The sequence below is a fragment of the Paenibacillus gansuensis genome (assembly GCF_042684925.1).
Classification (GTDB): Bacteria; Bacillota; Bacilli; order Paenibacillales; family DY6; genus Paenibacillus_N; species Paenibacillus_N gansuensis.
This window is the reverse complement of record NZ_JBHUME010000002.1, coordinates 482,512-499,628: the sequence shown is the minus strand read 5'-3', so window position 1 is coordinate 499,628 and position 17,117 is coordinate 482,512. Positions and strand designations below refer to the sequence as shown.

General features: G+C 48.3%; 11 protein-coding genes. 9 read left to right on the top strand and 2 right to left on the bottom strand.

Annotation, left to right across the window (positions count from 1 at the left end):
- Positions 1-47: 47 nt before the first annotated feature.
- The 8 genes from ACFSUF_RS02415 to ACFSUF_RS02380 all read left to right on the top strand — a co-directional run bounded on the left by ACFSUF_RS02415 (position 48) and on the right by ACFSUF_RS02380 (position 13,806).
- A complete protein-coding gene (locus tag ACFSUF_RS02415; RefSeq protein ID WP_377599738.1) occupies positions 48-443 on the top strand; it encodes an iron chaperone in 396 nt (131 codons plus the stop codon).
- A 5-nt stretch (positions 444-448) separates the two neighbouring features.
- Positions 449-868 carry a DUF1801 domain-containing protein gene (locus ACFSUF_RS02410; RefSeq protein WP_377599736.1) on the top strand — a complete coding sequence of 140 codons (420 nt, stop codon included), beginning with the start codon at positions 449-451 and terminating at the stop codon, positions 866-868.
- A 182-nt stretch (positions 869-1,050) separates the two neighbouring features.
- Positions 1,051-2,025: an ABC transporter permease gene (locus ACFSUF_RS02405; protein WP_377599733.1), complete on the top strand. Its 975-nt coding sequence runs from the start codon at positions 1,051-1,053 to the stop codon at positions 2,023-2,025.
- Between the two features lie 17 nt (positions 2,026-2,042).
- The gene (locus ACFSUF_RS02400; RefSeq protein ID WP_377599731.1) at positions 2,043-2,909 is read left to right on the top strand and encodes a carbohydrate ABC transporter permease; all 867 of its coding nucleotides are present in this window, start codon (positions 2,043-2,045) and stop codon (positions 2,907-2,909) included.
- Positions 2,910-3,045: 136 nt separating this feature from the next.
- Positions 3,046-5,397, top strand: coding sequence for an AraC family transcriptional regulator (locus tag ACFSUF_RS02395; protein ID WP_377599729.1), 2,352 nt, complete (start codon positions 3,046-3,048; stop codon positions 5,395-5,397).
- A 210-nt stretch (positions 5,398-5,607) separates the two neighbouring features.
- Positions 5,608-7,110 (top strand): ABC transporter substrate-binding protein, encoded by a 1,503-nt coding sequence (locus ACFSUF_RS02390; RefSeq protein WP_377599727.1) that lies wholly within the window; start codon positions 5,608-5,610, stop codon positions 7,108-7,110.
- A 211-nt stretch (positions 7,111-7,321) separates the two neighbouring features.
- On the top strand, positions 7,322-11,752 hold the full coding sequence (locus ACFSUF_RS02385) for a discoidin domain-containing protein (RefSeq protein WP_377599725.1): 4,431 nt from the start codon (positions 7,322-7,324) through the stop codon (positions 11,750-11,752).
- Positions 11,753-12,024: 272 nt separating this feature from the next.
- Positions 12,025-13,806 (top strand): right-handed parallel beta-helix repeat-containing protein, encoded by a 1,782-nt coding sequence (locus ACFSUF_RS02380; protein ID WP_377599723.1) that lies wholly within the window; start codon positions 12,025-12,027, stop codon positions 13,804-13,806.
- A 353-nt stretch (positions 13,807-14,159) separates the two neighbouring features.
- On the opposite strand, the gene ACFSUF_RS02375 is transcribed toward ACFSUF_RS02380, so the two are convergent.
- Both ACFSUF_RS02375 and ACFSUF_RS02370 read right to left on the bottom strand, forming a co-directional pair.
- Positions 14,160-15,185 (bottom strand): Gfo/Idh/MocA family protein, encoded by a 1,026-nt coding sequence (locus ACFSUF_RS02375; RefSeq protein ID WP_377599721.1) that lies wholly within the window; start codon positions 15,183-15,185, stop codon positions 14,160-14,162.
- Between the two features lie 30 nt (positions 15,186-15,215).
- Positions 15,216-15,989, bottom strand: a complete 774-nt coding sequence (locus tag ACFSUF_RS02370; RefSeq protein ID WP_377599719.1) for a sugar phosphate isomerase/epimerase family protein — start codon at positions 15,987-15,989, stop codon at positions 15,216-15,218.
- Positions 15,990-16,150: 161 nt separating this feature from the next.
- Between ACFSUF_RS02370 and ACFSUF_RS02365 the strand changes: the two genes are divergently transcribed.
- On the top strand, positions 16,151-16,960 hold the full coding sequence (locus ACFSUF_RS02365) for an AraC family transcriptional regulator (RefSeq protein WP_377599717.1): 810 nt from the start codon (positions 16,151-16,153) through the stop codon (positions 16,958-16,960).
- Positions 16,961-17,117: the final 157 nt, after the last annotated feature.

The window sequence follows — 17,117 nt, the reverse complement described above, 5'->3', positions numbered from 1 at the left end:
TTTTTGTGTATAATGAAAACAGGACTTTCTTGAGAAAAGGAGCGCATATGGACAAGACTGGTTTTGAGACAACGGATCAATATATCTCAACGTTTCCGCCGGAGGTACAGCAGCTCCTTCACCAAGTGAGACAAGCGATCCGGGAGGTGGTTCCTCAAGCAGAGGAACGAATCAGCTATCAGATGCCGACGTTTGCGCTGCACGGGAATCTGGTTCATTTTGCCGCGTTCAAGCATCATATCGGGTTTTATCCGGGCGCTAGCGGAATTGAGATGTTCCAGCACGAGTTTGCGAAGTATAAATGGGCCAAAGGGTCGGTGCAATTTCCTATGGACGAGCCCTTGCCTCTAGATTTGATCCGGAGAATTACGGCATTTCGGGTGGAGGAGAACAAGCGCAAAGCGGAAGAGAAACGAGGAGCAAAGAAGCCGAAAGGGGAATAATGCAGATGTACGAGCCAAAAACCAAAGAAACAGACAATAGCGTAATCGAATTCATTGAGCAGGTGGAAAGCCCGAAGAAGCGGCAGGATGCTTATGAGCTGCTGCGGATTTTTGAGGAAACGACCGGGTACGAAGCCCGCATGTGGGGGCCCAGCATTATCGGCTTCGGGTCCTATCACTACAAGTATGCGTCCGGGCATGAGGGGGATGCGGCCCTCACCGGGTTTTCGCCGCGGAAAGCCAAGATTAGCCTGTACCTGGCCGCCCAGCTGCCGGAGACGCATGAGCTTCTCGAAAAGTTCGGTAAACACACGGCAGCCAAGGGCTGTGTCTATATAAACAAAGTAGCTGATATCGACGTCGAGGTACTTCGGGATCTGATCCGGCAGACAGTGAAGTTTGTGCGGGAGACGTACCCGGATTGAGCAGGAAGGACAGGGCCTTTACCAGTGCCTTGTTCTTTTTTTGTATGCAGATATTTAAAAAACGTCGATTTCTTTACTTTTTACCGGGTGCTTTTACACAATCTGCGGTTTTTATAGTAGATGTATGCAGGAGCTTCGTTCAACATGTGGGTAAGGAACCACCACAGATAAGGAGTGAAGACATGCATACTGTTGTACAAGCAAAACCGGAATCCGTTCCAAACCAACCGGGCGTCCATACGTTCGCACGCTTCAGGAAGAGAGCGAAGAAAAGTCTGCCTCTCTTGGTTATGACCTTGCCCGGGATTCTCTTTGTGTTTCTATTCTCCTATGTGCCGATGTTCGGTATTATCATTGCCTTCAAGGATTATAAGTTCCAGGATGGCATACTGGGAAGCAAATGGGTCGGATGGAAGAACTTTGAGTTTCTCTTTACGTCGGAGCATGCTTGGAGAATTACTTACAATACGATTTATTTGAACTTCCTGTTTATCGCCACAGGGTTGATTGCTGCGGTCAGTTTGGCGATTATGATGAATGAAGTGAAAAGCAGATGGGCCAATCGGTACCTGCAATCTTCGTTCTTTCTTCCCAACATTCTTTCCTGGGTTGTGGTTGCGGCATTTGTGGTGCCGTTTATGGCCCAGCAGACAGGGTTAATCAACCAGCTGATTACAGCTTTGGGATTCGAACAGGTGGATTTTTACTCCAGACCGGAGTTATGGCCGTTAATCTTGGTTTTGATCAGCATCTGGAAAGGCGCCGGCTATAATTCGCTCATTTACCTTGCAGCAATCATGGGGATCAGTCACGAATATTATGAGTCCGCCCGTATGGACGGGGCCACGAAACGGCAGCAAATCATCTATATCACGTTACCGCTTCTGAAGCCTCTAATGATTATTCTTACGATATTGGCTATAGGCAAAATATTCTATGCGGATTTCGGGATGTTCTTCAATCTCATAGGAAATTCAGGCCAGTTGTTCCCCACGACGGATGTCATCGATACCTATGTATTCCGTGCATTAAGGAGCACCGGGGATGTGGGCATGGCTTCCGCAGCAGGCCTTTATCAATCGGTCGTAGGCTTCATTCTGGTGCTGACCACCAACTTTATCGTACGTAAACTGGACAGGGACAGCTCGCTGTTCTAGGAAAGGAGGATCTTCTCATGAAACCGAAGCTTACAATAGGGAAATCGATGAATTATCTCGTACTATTCGCATTTAGCATTGCCTGCATTTTGCCGTTGTTTATCGTATTGTCCGCCTCGTTCTCCTCATCGGCGGCACTGAATGAACATGGATTTTCCGTATTCCCCAGAGGGTTTACTACGGAGGCCTATGATTACATTATAGGTCAGCCCAAAGTCCTTCTGAGGGCTTATGGCGTAACGATATTCATTACGTTTATAGGAACGGTCCTATCTGTATTTATGAATGCTTTATTGGCCTATCCATTATCCAGGAAGGACTTTATGTTCCGTAACCCGTTGACGTTTTATATTTTTTTTACCATGTTGTTCAATGGGGGGCTAGTTCCGTCCTACATCCTGATTTCCAGATACCTGCATCTGAAAGACACCATCTGGGTCTTGATCGTTCCCTTGCTTGTAAATGCGTGGTATGTCATTATTATGCGTACTTTCTTTAAAGACCTCCCTGATGAGTTGGTAGAAGCTGCGAAGATGGAGGGAGCCAGCGAAATCGGGATTTTCTTACGGATTATTCTTCCTTTATCAACGCCAGTGCTGGGTACTATCGGATTATTCTGCACACTCAGCTTCTGGAACGATTGGTTCATGGCGCTCCTTTATATCGAAAGCGAGCACCTGAAACCGCTGCAGCTACTGCTCTATAACATTCAATCAGCGATAAGCGCCCTGCAGTTTAAACCGTTAAACGTTGAAGTAAGCCCTCCTGCTATGACCATCCGAATGGCAACTGTAGTAGTTACTACTGGCCCGCTGGTATTCTGCTACTTGTTCTTCCAGAAGTATTTCGTACGGGGCCTGACGTTTGGAGCGGTGAAAGGGTAGAGTAGAAGGCAGAGAGCTGATGAATCGCGGCTCTCTTTTTTGCATAGTGCCAGCCGCAACGAATCGAACCGGTTGACATTCCGCCGTTTACTTAGTATGAATAAATGAGATATCTTACCTATTGGGGGGGCAAGTCATGAAAACGGGTAGCCTGTTTCGAAAGATGATAATGACCTTAACCCTGTTCACTGTAGTGATCCTAGTTGTCTTAACCTATGCACTTCTCTCCAACTTCGAGCAATATGCAACGGAGGTTTTGGTAGACTCTAATACGAAAGCCCTTTCACAAGTGAGCTACAGCGCCAATTATATGAATGATAATGCCAGATCGCTAGCTTTCTCCTTGTTCGGTTTGGATAAGACCAATCGCTTGATGTATACCTCCAATATTGCGGATGCAACGATCGACGAGGTCGAGTATAAGCGGCTTTATGCTTACATCAACACGAATCCTTTCGTCCACTCCATTTACATATATAACAGCAAGCTGAATCTGTTCCTTTCTATTGCCGATCCCGGTGTGGCACAGTCCGGTTATATCCAAAGAGGAGTTTTCTCCGATACGGATGTTCTCGCACGGGTCAAGCATCCGGAAACGGTATTGCGGAGCAAACCAGTGCCGCGCACCGTTCCGATCTTCCAGGGGAAACAGAAGTATAATGTCTACTCTTACTTCGTGTATGATTTCGCCACCAGCCGCGATGGAATCCAAGGGGCTGTGATCGTAAATATCAAAACCGACTACCTTAAGCAAATCATGACAACTCTGGATCAGAAATCGAATCTCGGAGAAATCATTATCATCGATCAGAAGGGAAACAATATCGGAACTTCCCAGACCTTTGCATTCAATGAATCTTTATTAGACCGCTCTTTTGTTAAGAGCATTATGAAGGAGAACAAGGAAGCAGGCAGCTTTAAGGACCGGATCAACGGTAAGCAAGTCCTGGTCAGCTATTCGGTCTCGAAGGATTTGGGATGGACCTTCATCAATTATTCGGATTATGGTAAATTTGCACAAAGCATCAGCAGGATGAAGTGGATCACAGTAAGTATTTTCCTGTTAATCTTGTTAATTGCCCTCTCGCTGCTTTACGTCATATCCCGCAGGCTGTATCTGCCCATTGGCAACCTGGTGCAAGAGGTCATGAGAAAGAGCGGTACGGCGCAATCCGAACATATGCGTGATGAAGCGGGACTTCTTTCCAACATTTTTTCGGATTTTATTAACAAGGCCCGTCAAGCTGAAACGGTGAATCGTGATTTAATGAATACGAAGAAAAAAGAATATCTGAGAAATTGCCTGCTCGAAAACCATTTAACGATAGATCACGCGGCAAGGCTTTCCCATTATCGAATTCATCTGAACCCGTCTTTACCCTTCAGACTGGTCGGATTTAAAGTAGACCGGTTTGCCGCGTTTACCTCTGCGTATGATGCAAAGGACAGAAACCTTATGATTTATGCGGTGAGCAACGTAGTTGAGGAGCTCTTTTCCAAGCATTATGCAGTCGAGGTCATCGATATGGAAGAAGACTTTATCGCAGCCATTGTTCAAGAGCAAGCTTCAGCGGAATCTGGTTTGGACCACAGCAGGATAGCCGGCCTTGCAGAAGATGTGAAACAATATTCACATGAGCATTTCCGTCTCTCCCTATCGGCTGTTATCGGAAGCTTTGAACAAGACTTTGGTCAGCTTCCGGAGCGCGGAAGGGAGCTTGCAGAGTGGGCGAATTACCGGCTGCTCTTCGGACATATGGCAACGATAACGGAAGAGATGACAGCAAACCGCGAATATGCCGGGTATGAACTTCAGGATTCCTCCATGAAAGAAATCATGGATTTGCTGACCAGGGGAAAGTTGGAGGAGGCCAAAAACGAGTATATAACGCTGATGGAGAGCTTACAGTCAGCTCCTTATAACATTGTGCTTTCGAATATATTCTTTATCAGCCATCGAATTTTCCAATATTTGAACCAGGTTGCTGACAACAGCCTGTATCGGGTCAGGTTTGATTTTCACACGTTTATCCGCGGTGTCAGCAATGCGGAGACTATGGAAGAAGTGCATGTCCTGTTTTATCAGCTGTTTACGCAAATTCATGAACGTGTGGGGGACTGGAAGAAGAATCGGACACATGCCATAACCGGTTCTATCGCAGCCATTATCGAAAAGGAATATGCCGACAAGTCCTTATGTCTAGACACGATTGCGGACCGGATGAATATGTCGAAAGTGTATGTCGGCAAGCTGTTCCGCGATGATTACGGGAAATCAGTTGCCGAATATATCACTGAAGTCAGGATCAACCAGACGATTGAGCTTCTTGGAAAAGGCAGCCGGAATTTAAACGCCATCCTGGACGAAGTGGGCATTGAAAATAAGAACTATTTCTATAAACTCTTCAAGGCAAAAACAGGGGTTTCCCTCAGCGAATATAAGCTTAAGCATTTCAGCGGCATTATCCAAGCCGGCGAAGATATGTAATGATTCGGAATGCGAAAACAGCCGTGATGCCTGCGGCTTTTTTTGTTGCTGTGCGGATTCCGGTATCTTTAGTAATTGTTCATGTGAATCATGATTTATTGCTGAAAACTTCATTTTTCACACTAGGAATCCCGGTGCTTCTGGCCTATGATTCAGTTTGTCGATGCCAATGTCGACACAGATTTCAATAAACAGGGAGGTTTCCATTAGATGAAGAAACAAATGAAAAAGGCCGGCTTTATCCTAACAGCCGCTGTATTGTCGCTCAGTATCGCGTTGGGCGGTTGCAGTTCCAACGAGACACCGGCGGCAAGCGTAAACAACAGTAAAGCAGAACCAGCTGAACTGAAGCCTGTTGAGTTATCGTGGCATTATCTGGCTTGGGAGGATCCGAAAGACCTTGCGGCCGTTAATGAGAAAATTAATGAAATTACGACGAAGAAAATAAACGCAACCGTCAAATTGTATCCGCTAACATGGGATAATTTCAAACAAAAAACGAATATTATGGCTGCAGCAGGCGACACTTACGATCTCGTCTTTACCTCCAACTGGATTAATGAATTTGATCAGGCAGTGAGTAAAGGCGCTCTGCGGAAGCTGGATGATTTGTGGCAGTATATGCCTAATGTGAAGAAGAGCATTCCGGATGAAATCTGGAAAGCAACCTCAGTAAAAGGCAGCAATTATGCAGTAATTAACAAGCAGATTTTCGCTAATCAGTACGGTATCGGTATTATCGAACCTTATGTGAAAGAATACAATTTGGAACTGGACCAAATTACGAGTTATGAGCAAATTCTGCCGGTCTTCGAAAAAATCCATGCGGATCATAAAGATGTGAAGCTGAGAGGCATAGGTTTCGATACCCTTGGATTTGCTCCAGCCTTTTTCGGCAAATTTGAGGCGATCGGCGATACGCAGCTGCCTGGCTGGTTGAATGCAGAAGGCAAGGTCATAAATCAATATGACACCCCTGAGCTTAGAAAGGTCGCGCAATATAATGCTTCTCTCGTGCAGAAAGGCTATATTGATCCGAGGAGCAAGCTTCCCGGACAGGACTTTACGGAAGATGAAAAGGCAAATAAATACCCGATCGACAATGTAGAGTTGATCAAACCCGACATGGTGACAAATGGTGCTTTGGCTAAGGACGGCAAGACGAAGCGTGTATTTAATTTGATTACGAAGCCAAAAATTTTCTCCAACAGTTTGACGGCTGCTATGACAGGTATCAGTACCACTTCCAAAAACCCTGAGCGTGCAGCGATGCTGATTGAACTTGTTAATACGGACAAAGAGCTTTATAACCTGATTACGTTTGGAATAGAAGGTAAGCATTATACGAAGGCCGGAGACAATCTCATTACGAAAATAGCGGACAGCGGATACAACACGAATACGGATTTCGTATTCGGCAATGTATTTAACGGATTCTACACGGACCCGGGCCAAGTAGGCTCATGGGATGCAACAGAGAAGTTGAACAACGAAGCGGAGTATTCCGAGCTTTTAGGTTTCAATTTCGTTTCCGAACCGGTGAAAACAGAGATCGCCGCTGTAAAATCAGTGATGGATGAATACGGTAACGTATTCGCGGGATGGTTTCCGGAGAAGTACGAAGAATTTTTGGCCAAACTGAAAAATGCGGGCGTAGACAAAATTATTGCGGAGAAGCAGCGCCAAGTGGACGAGTGGAAGAGCAGTTTATAACGCCTAAGCCCTAAGTGAAAAGCAGGACCTGTCATGGGTTCTGCTTTTTTTTCTAAACAGCTTTCAAAAAGGATGTATTCTATACATTTTACACTGGATTTGCTGAATATTGGGGTGACATAATCTGAACGGAAAGGAGGAAGCGCTCGAAGTAGTGGAAGCAGCACAACAAATGTAATCGTTATCATTTTAGAAATTGGGAGGTATTGTGATGAAGAGGAAGCGAATGAACATGTATGCCTTCATGCTGATTGTGTGTATGTTGGCAAGTTATTTACCCGCTGGTGCGGCTAAGGTAGCCGAGGCAGCTGTATGGAGGACCTATTATGTGTCCCCCAATGGGAATGACAACTGGTCCGGCACGCTGGCTGCCCCTAACGCAAGCAGCACCGACGGTCCGTTTAAGACTATTCAGAAAGCACGGGACGTTGTTCGTACCGTAAAAGGCAGTATGACCGGCGATATCGTAGTCCAGCTTCGGGGCGGCACATACCCGGTTACTTCTGCCATTGTGTTCAATGAAAGCGACTCCGGAGCGGCAGCCGACAAGCGAATCATCTATAAAGCCTACAACGGCGAGACGCCGGTACTGAGCGGAGGACAGCAGGTTACGGGAACATGGTCACTGGTCCCGGGCAAGTCCTACTACAAGATTACACTTCCCAACACAGTAACTGACTTCAGGAATTTTTATATCGATGGAGAAAGGCGCACACGTGCCCGGACTGAGCTGCCGATTGCGGGGAAGGGCTGGTATAACGATACCAATACCTCCGAATCCAGGGATGGGTATATCGTTAACGGAAACATGCTTGAAACGCTGACGGATCCAGGCAAGGCCGAAATCCATCAGCAAGTGTCCTGGCGTGACAACCGGCTTCCGATAAAGTCCGTTGTGTCCCTGACGAACGGTGATAAGGCTTTGAACATGGATCAGCCTTATTTCAATGAAGCCTTGAATAATACCCCTTTCGACACTACCCCCTCGTTCAACCGGGTTTTTTATATTGAAAATGATCTTAGCCTTTTGGATAGGCAGGGGGAATGGTATTTTAACCAGAGCACCAAGGAGCTATATTATTATCCGAAATCCGGGGAAAATTTATCTGCTGTTCAAGCCTACTATCCGGTTACCAAAACGCTGATTGATGTGAAGGGCGGCAGTTTAACGTCCAAGGTACGGTATTTGACCTTCCAAGGCTTGACCTTCAAGCATACCGCTTGGAATGAACCGAGTACGGAAGGGATGTTCGCCAACCAGGCGGAATGGGTGCTCAGACCCGACGGACCCGCCAACACTTCGCTGGCCGAACACCCTCCAGGGGCAGTTCAGATTGACGCTGCAGAGTATATTGACGTTAAGGATAATGATTTCCGCAATTTAGGGTCTATTGGCTTAGCAGTCCTTTACGCAAACCACACGAATGTCATCGGCAATGTGTTCTATGACATTTCGGAAGCGGGAGTCACGATTGGTACGCAAGCCGGAGCCGTTGTTGACAAGGCGTGGGAAGAAACTCCCAAGTTTAATACGGTCCAGAACAACGTACTGCGTTACATCGGACAGGAGTACATGGGGGCTCCGGCCATCCAGCCCTATTTCTCCCAGGATACGAACATTTCCTATAACGATATTTCCGAAGTTCCGTACTGCGGGATCTCGGTTAACAGCTGGACTCCTGACGATTCCGTCAACCCGACCCGGCGGAATACGATTAGCAACAACAAAGTCACCAATTATATGAAGGTCACAAGAGATTGCGGGGGAATTTACACATGGGCCACATTAGGCGACAGTGCCCCAGAAAACCGTAGCGTGATCAAGAACAACTTTGTCAAAAAAGGGTACGGCGATTATGCAGGCCTGTATTTGGACGAAACTTCAAAGTATGCCGATGTGTTCAACAACGCTGTAGAAGATCCCCAACCAAACTGGCTGTATTTATGGAAGCCCTCCATCAAGTTTTTGAACATAACAGGCAATTACGCAACTACCCAAACTTGGGTCAATCAAGCAACAGAAAGTACGATAGAACAAGCAACTTTATATACCGCCAGCAGTCCGCCATCCGCTGTTCAATCCATTATTAACGGTGCAGGCCTTCAATCCGGCTACACAGGATTGCTTACTAAAGTGCCTGCACGGGGCACGAATGCCGCTCCTGCCGTAAGCGCAGGCAGCAACAGCAGCATTGCTTTAACATCTACACTTCAGTTGAATCCGGCCGTCTCAGATGACGGGCTTCCCCTAGGTCTTTATGTAAAGACAACTTGGAGTAAGGTCAGCGGTCCGGGCACCGTCACCTTCGGCAATCCGAATGTGGCCAAGACAACTGCGGCCTTTTCTGCGGCAGGTACGTATGTACTTCGTTTAACAGCCAAGGACGGTGATTTATCAACCAGCAGCGATGTTACTGTTACTGTTTCGAGCGCCGCGCTGTCGAATAATTTTGCCTTGAATCAGAGCGCCTCTTCCGTCAGTTATTACGATAGCAGCTATGTGCCTGCTAAAGCTGTGGATGGAGATATCAACACAGGCTGGGCCTCTGTTTATAGCGAGGGGGTAACGGACGAATACCTGACAGTGGATCTCGGCAGTCCGATACCGATTACCAGGGTAGAGATGGTTACCAGGCAGGATCCATGCTGTTATTCCTGGACAGGACCTAGAACGAACTTTGTTGTCATGGTTTCCAATGACAGTTCCTTCTCGGATTACTCCACGGTAACTGCGCTAGGTGCCGGAGGGAGCGAACCTTTTGAGGAAAAAGGTACTTGGGCGGCCAACTCCACCGATACCGCCGCATACCGGTATGTCCGGGTTGCAAAGGCGCCTTACGGGGATATGTTCATAGCGGAGCTGAGGGTATTCACGACGCCAAGCAGCGACACGCAGGCCCCGACGTCTCCAGGGAATCTGAATTCACCGACCAAGACGGATTCCAGCGTGAACTTAAGCTGGTCCGCTTCGTCCGATAATGTAGCTGTGACCAAATACAACGTCTATCAGGACGGGGCGTTGATCGGAAATACAACCCAGACCTCATACACCGTAAACGGGCTTATGGACAATACTGCGTACTCTTTTACAGTGAAGGCAGTTGATGCAGCTTATAATCTGTCCGCGGCCAGCAGTCCGTTATCAGTTACAACGAATAGCATTGGTACGAATTTGGCATTAAATCAGCCGGTGACCTCTTCTTCAGACAACGAAACATCGACTGACAAGACCAAGGTGAATGACGGCAATACGGGCACACGTTGGGCAAGCGCAGCGAGCGATACGGGGCAGTGGATTTATATCGACCTCGGAAGTTCCAAAAATGTCTCCCGCATCAGATTAAGGTGGGAGGCGGCCTACGCTACGGGTTATAAGATTGAAATGACAGATAATCCGGGAGGTTCGTGGACCCAAATTTATGCTGCAACTTCGGGAGACGGCGGAGTGGACGATTTGTCCGGAATTTCGGGTACGGGGCGTTATATCAGGATGACGGCCACTCAAAGGGTAAATCCGTATTGGGGAGTGTCCCTTTATGAATTTGAAGTATACGGTTCTGCAGGAACGGGAGATACTACTGCCCCGTCCAAGCCGGCGAACCTTTCATCTCCATCCAAGACCGGCAGCAGCGTAAGTTTGTCATGGACCGCTTCGACAGACAATGTAGGAGTAACCGGTTATGATGTGTACAATGGCTCTACGAAAGTAAACAGCAGTCTCATTACCGGAACCAGCTACACAGTTTCCGGTTTGTCAGCAGGCACGGCATACACGTTTACGGTAAAAGCCAGGGACGCTGCCGGGAATGAATCAACAGCCAGCGATGCTCTGACTGTTACAACCGATACGGCAAGCAGCACCAATCTCGCTTTGAATAAGACGGTTGCTACGTCCACTAATGACAGTACCAGTCAGACCGGTACCCAAGCGGTGGACGGCAATACGGGTACACGCTGGGCGAGCAGCTCGCAAGACCCTAGCTGGATATACGTAGACTTAGGGGCTCAGTACTCGATCAACAGGGTGAAGCTCCTATGGGAAGCGGCCTACGGAAAAGATTATAAGATCCAAGTTTCCAATGACGCAGCAACCTGGAGCGATATCTACACCAAAACAGGCGGAACAGGCGGTACGGAGGATATAACAGGCCTATCCGGTACAGGGCGTTATGTCCGGGTTTATGGGACCGCAAGGGGAACAACGTGGGGGTATTCTCTATGGGAGTTCGAGGTTTATGGAACGGCAGTAACAAGCAGTTTGTTATCTGCCAACAAGACTGCATCTACTTCCACTAATGACAGTACCAGTCAGACCGGCGCACAGGCGGTGGATGGCAATATGGGCACCCGGTGGGCCAGCACCTCCCAGGATCCAAGCTGGATTTATGTGGATTTGGGCGCAAGCAAACAGATTAACCGGGTAAAGCTGGTCTGGGAAACGGCTTACGGAAAAAATTACAAGATCCAAGTCTCGAACGATGCCGCAACCTGGACTGATATTTATACGAAAACGAATGGGACCGGCGGCACCGAAGATCTAACGGGATTATCCGGTACAGGAAGGTATGTCCGGATGTACGGTACTGAAAGAGGCACCACTTACGGATACTCTTTATGGGAGTTCGAAGTGTACGGGAATTAAGAGACAGAAGTAAAGCTGTACGCGGTGCCATCTTCACAGGGGGCAATATAACAGGATAAGAAGGAGTCGTTTGAAACCGCAAACGGCTCCTTTTTGCCGTGCAAGTCACGATACTGTCAGGAAAGGTACGGAATGAGATAGATCGGATTTTTGCCCCCATAGTATACTCTTACCGAACCGATGCAAGCAGTTACTTTGATAAGGAAGGAGGCGCGACTCAACAACAGGTCAGTCTGAACGATCCTATTCTATAGCCAGGAGGAATGCAGATAATGAGTTGGGTACAAACTGAAGGTACTAAGAAATGGTTAGCTTTGGTGCTCATGTTTACGATGGTTTTGAGCTTGTTCAGCTTTTTAACGGCTCCTAAGAGCCATGCTGCGGCCTCCTACTATGTGGCGGTAAACGGCAGCAACTCCAATCCGGGGACGCTTTCGCAGCCTTTTGCAACGATTAATAAATTTATGGAAGTGGCTCAGCCGGGAGATACTGTTTATGTGCGCGGCGGTACTTACACGTTCGGAGAAACGTACCTGTCCAAATCGGGTACGGCGGGCAACTATATTACGATCCGCAACTATCCCGGTGAAATTCCGATCATTGACGGCGGCGGCACGGTAGGCGTGGGTTTCTATTATGGCGAACCGCATCAAGGCACGGGTAAGGGCAGCTACATCATTATCGAGGGCTTCGTTCTGCAGAATTTCTGGCGTTCGGGCATTAATCTGGGGTACACAACGCCGGCGATCCGCCAGAGCGACAACCGCGAGATTTCCCCGTACCAGACGATGTCCAACGTGATCATTCGCAACAATATCGTGGATAAAGCCGGACAAAACGGCATCTCCATTATGAACGCAAGCGATGTAACTGTGGAGAACAACCTGGTAGGACGTACCGGGTATGATCCGAACACGGGCTCATGGTCGAGCGGAATCAATTTCTGGGGCATGTATGGAACAAATAACTATATCAAAAATAACGTTTCGTATCACAACATCGACGTTTCTTCCGCTCATACGGACGGTAACGGTGCGATCGTGGACCTGTCCTTCTACAAAGGCGGAGCTACCATCGAGAACAATGTGTTCTTTGAAAATGGCGGAGCCGGAATTGCGATCACGGAAAGCAGCTATTCGAAAATTATCAACAACACACTGTATGAAAACGGGAAAGACCCTTCCTATACGCACGGCGGTTCCGGTTTAGGCTACTACGGAAGCGATGCGGCTGACAACACCATAGTGAAAAATAACGTCATTCACCAATCCTTCGGCCAAGGCATGTGGACTTATAGCAGCTTCACGAACAGCACCTTCAGCAACAACAACATTGCCGGTCAATCCGGGTATAGCAACCCGTTATTTGTGGATGGTGACAACGCTAACTTCCGTCTGCAATCCTCTTCGCCAAGCATCGATACAGGTACTTCGAACGGCGCACCTGCAACGAGCATCGGTTTCGATCAAGGCGCTTTGACGAAAACATCTTCCAATCAGCCTGTATCCTGGTTCCGTTATGCGCCGAACTGGACGTACATCCAAGGCAAAGGTGAAATCAAGAACTTGTTCGTCTCCGTGGCTAGACCGCAAGGCAACGGCTATGATCAAGGCGCTTACGAAGGCAGCGGTTCCGGTACTACGACGCCTCCTCCGACAAGCAGCAACATTAAATTATACTCCCTTGCTAATAACAAATATGTAGCAGCCAACACGAATGTAACCAATAATCCGCTGCAGTCGATCTCCTCGAGTGCCAACACATGGGAGCAATTCGAGAAAATCACAAACAGCGATGGTACAATTACTTTTAAAGCACACAATGGCAAATACGTACTTGCCAATATCAACAAAACGAACTCGCCTTTGGAAGCGATCTCTAACTCCATCGGTACCTGGGAGAAGTTCGAAGTTATCAACAACAGTGACGGTACGGTAAGCTATAAATCCGTGGCCAATAACAAGTATGTAATGACTGATCCAAATGCGAGCGGCCAAGGTCTGTATGCAATGAGCACGGGCATCGGATCGTGGGAGAAGTATCAGCAGCAGTGATAAGTGAGTAAGTAAGGTCCTCGGAAGCTTGTCTTCCGGGGGCCTATCTTGTTGAGCGGGATTGAATCAGCACGTTGCCGCTTTTAACGAATCGTACATACCTTATTTGAACTCAAATCGGCAGTTTCAAATTCTAACGAATCGAGGCGGCCTTATTTCAGCTAATTTTACCCATTCCGTGCTCATTTGGACCAAATAACGTTACCACGATTCGTTAGCTCCAGAAACACTCTGATTTCCTCGAAATAACGTGTCCACGATTCGTTAGCTTGCGAAGGAGAAGGATCGGGATGCCCTCTAAACAAAAAAAGACCGTCCGCTGCACGACTCCGTGCAGGAACGGTCTTTATGATTTAATCCAGCTTTACATTCTTGCCTGTTGCTTGAGATTCGAAAGCGCCAAGGATCACCTGCAGCGACTTCAAGCCTTCTTCGCCAGAGACCAGCGGCGTGGTGCCCTCGAGGATGTGGGTTACGAACGCATCCACAACACCGCTGTGGGTCTGCTGCTCGTTCGTTGCCATCGCTCCGACCTGGTAGCGTTCCACGTTGCCGTTGGTCAGCTCCACGATGACATTGTCCACCGGATCGGTGTCGATCTTCAGGACGCCGTTCTCGCACCAGATGATCGTGCTGTTGTCGCCGCCTTTGTAGTACGTCCAGCTCGCCGTAAGCGTACCGATCGCACCGCTTCTCATACGCAGGATGCAAGTAGCATTATCGTCGACGTCCGTACCTTCCTTATGGATGGTGCCGACGAAAGCGCCGACTTCGGACACTTCATCGCTGAGCAGGTGGCGAATCAGGTCCGACTTATGAACGCCGAGGTCGCCCATGGCGCCCATGGAAGCTTCCGGCTTGCGGAAGAACCAGCTGTTGCGTCCATCCACGCTCCAGCCTTCCGGGCCGGGATGCCCGAAAGCGGTGCGGAACGTAATCACTTTGCCCAGACGGCCGGAGTCCAGAATTTCCTTTGCTTTCACATGAGGCGGCATATAACGCTGGTTATGCGCTACCATCAGCTGCACACCGTTCTGGCGTGCAGCTTCGATCATAGCTGTGCCTTCTTCCGTGGAAACAGCCATAGGCTTCTCTACCAACACGTGAGCCCCGGCTTTTGCTGCAGCAATCGCAACCGGAGCATGCAGTGCATTAGGTGTGCATACGCTCACGGCATCAACCTCTACTTCTTTCAGCAGCTCTTCGTAATCCATGTATGCTTTGGCGTTGTGTTTGTCGGCATAAAGCTGGGCGCGCTCGTTCACAGGATCGGCGAAAGCAACCAGCTCCACATTTTCGTTCACTTCATACTCGGGGATATGACGGCGCTGAGCAATAGCTCCACAGCCGATGACGGCTACTCGTAATTTTTTGGACATAGTTAAGTTGATTCTCCTCTAATGATAAAATTAAACCAATACCAGGTAATTGTTTTTGATCCAGTTCATGCTGGTTTCCACGCTTTCCAGCGGCGGGTTCTGGCAGTTGTCCTGTTCTACGATAATCCATTCGGAACCGGCTTTGTCGGCTGCGGAGATAATGTCTACCAGCGGCAGCTCGCCGTTGCCCAGCTCAACTGTGATCATTTCGCCTTGCTCGCCTTTGCGGTAGTCTTTCAAGTGAACGAGCGGCAGGCGGCCTGCGTATTTCGCAATGTAAGCAAGTGTGTCTTGGCCTGCGAATTGCACCCAGCCCGTATCCATTTCTACTTGCACCTGCTCAGCAGAGGTGGAAGAGTACAGCGCGTCAAATACGAATTGGCCGTCCACTTCCTGTTCAAATTCAAACGCATGGTTGTGGTATCCGAAAACCAAACCTTCGTTATGACAAGCCTTGCCGGCATCTTCAAACAGGGTGAACAGAGACTTCCAGGCTTCCGGCGTTTGATAATCTTCGATAGGCAGCCATGGGCAGATGAAATATTTCGCACCGATCGTTTTCAGGTAAGCGATTTCACCTTGCAGATTGTCACGGATCGCCTGTAAGCTGACATGCGCGCCGATTGCTTTCAGGTTCAGCTCTTGCAGCAGGTCGCGGACTTCTTCCGCGGATTTACCGCCGTAGCCGGCAAACTCTACGCCTTCGTAGCCGAGCGCCGCCACTTTGCGAAGCGTACCTTCGAAATCTCGTTCCGTTTCGTCACGTAATGTATACATTTGCAAACCGAGTCCTAGCTTTCTCATGCCGATTCACGCTCCATTATTTATAATTGTTGTTGGTTATCCGCAAAAGGGCTGCGGGGATGTTTCCATTATAAAAAGACATGCCGTATAATGGCTATGCACGATGTGCTTAGAACATGAACTATTTTGCTATAAATCTGAAACGAACCGGAGGGTCCTCTATGCTGGCAGAGGTGTTAACATGTGGATATTCTTACCACCCGATCCCATTTTCGATCAACTTGCGTGAGGGTTTAAAAAGTTATCTATTTCGCTTACAATCCGAAGGGTCTGCGCAGGCGCTGGTCGACGGGGCGATGGTGACGTTGAAACCAGGAGATTTGCTGCTGTTTAAGCCCGGGGATCCCTATGAATTGTCAGTCAAAGAGCATGTGAACGAGCTGGGCCAGACGATGGTCGGGAGCGGCGATTATTATGTTTTTGCGCAGGGGGCTTGGCTCGACGAATGGTGGGCACGGAAGGGGAAACGGCAAAGAGTAAGGATCAATCTGGATGAAAAGCTGCTTTCCCTGTGGAGGCATATTATCCTGGAAAAAAGAAGGTTTGCAGCGGAAAACGGAGAACTGCTGCAGCTGCTGCTGCAGGCTCTGTGCTTGAGTATGGAACAGGCGATCAAGGATGCGGCCGCTCCTTCCGGCAGGCCTTTTACAGCGGTGCGCATGAAAGCTTTTATCGAAGAAAATGCCGTTTCCTCCTTCAAGGTACAGGATGTTGCGGACCATGTGGGGCTGAGCGTGTCGAGGGCGGTTCACTTATTCAAGGAATGTTTCGGCAAAACGATGATCGAATACACGATGGAACTTCGCATGCTCACCGCCGAGGAGCGGATGAAGTACAGTTTGCTGACTCTTGAGCAGATTGCGGAAACGTCGGGGTTCGGAAGCTACACCTATTTTCACCGGGTATTCCGCCAACGATATGGCATGTCGCCGTCCGAGTTTCGGAAGCGGTTCGCGGGGGAAGTCCTTTAACTCTCAAAAATGGTATTTTATACCTATATACTGAAATATAGCAAAAGCTTGATTGATTATACGAAATATCCCCAAAACTTTAACTTTGACGAGATGGCGGCAGCTGAGATTCAGTTTGTTATGGTTGGCAAAAAAAACAGTGTAGCAGGCTTTAAAA

Excerpts from the sequence above, each read along its gene's own strand:
- ACFSUF_RS02415 (WP_377599738.1), top strand. The coding sequence starts at position 48 with ATGGACAAGACTGGTTTTGAGACAACGGATCAATATATCTCAACGTTT.
- ACFSUF_RS02410 (WP_377599736.1), top strand. The coding sequence starts at position 449 with ATGTACGAGCCAAAAACCAAAGAAACAGACAATAGCGTAATCGAATTC.
- ACFSUF_RS02405 (WP_377599733.1), top strand. The coding sequence starts at position 1,051 with ATGCATACTGTTGTACAAGCAAAACCGGAATCCGTTCCAAACCAACCG.
- ACFSUF_RS02400 (WP_377599731.1), top strand. The coding sequence starts at position 2,043 with ATGAAACCGAAGCTTACAATAGGGAAATCGATGAATTATCTCGTACTA.
- ACFSUF_RS02395 (WP_377599729.1), top strand. The coding sequence starts at position 3,046 with ATGAAAACGGGTAGCCTGTTTCGAAAGATGATAATGACCTTAACCCTG.
- ACFSUF_RS02390 (WP_377599727.1), top strand. The coding sequence starts at position 5,608 with ATGAAGAAACAAATGAAAAAGGCCGGCTTTATCCTAACAGCCGCTGTA.
- ACFSUF_RS02385 (WP_377599725.1), top strand. The coding sequence starts at position 7,322 with ATGAAGAGGAAGCGAATGAACATGTATGCCTTCATGCTGATTGTGTGT.
- ACFSUF_RS02380 (WP_377599723.1), top strand. The coding sequence starts at position 12,025 with ATGAGTTGGGTACAAACTGAAGGTACTAAGAAATGGTTAGCTTTGGTG.
- ACFSUF_RS02375 (WP_377599721.1), bottom strand. The coding sequence starts at position 15,185 with ATGTCCAAAAAATTACGAGTAGCCGTCATCGGCTGTGGAGCTATTGCT.
- ACFSUF_RS02370 (WP_377599719.1), bottom strand. The coding sequence starts at position 15,989 with ATGAGAAAGCTAGGACTCGGTTTGCAAATGTATACATTACGTGACGAA.
- ACFSUF_RS02365 (WP_377599717.1), top strand. The coding sequence starts at position 16,151 with ATGCTGGCAGAGGTGTTAACATGTGGATATTCTTACCACCCGATCCCA.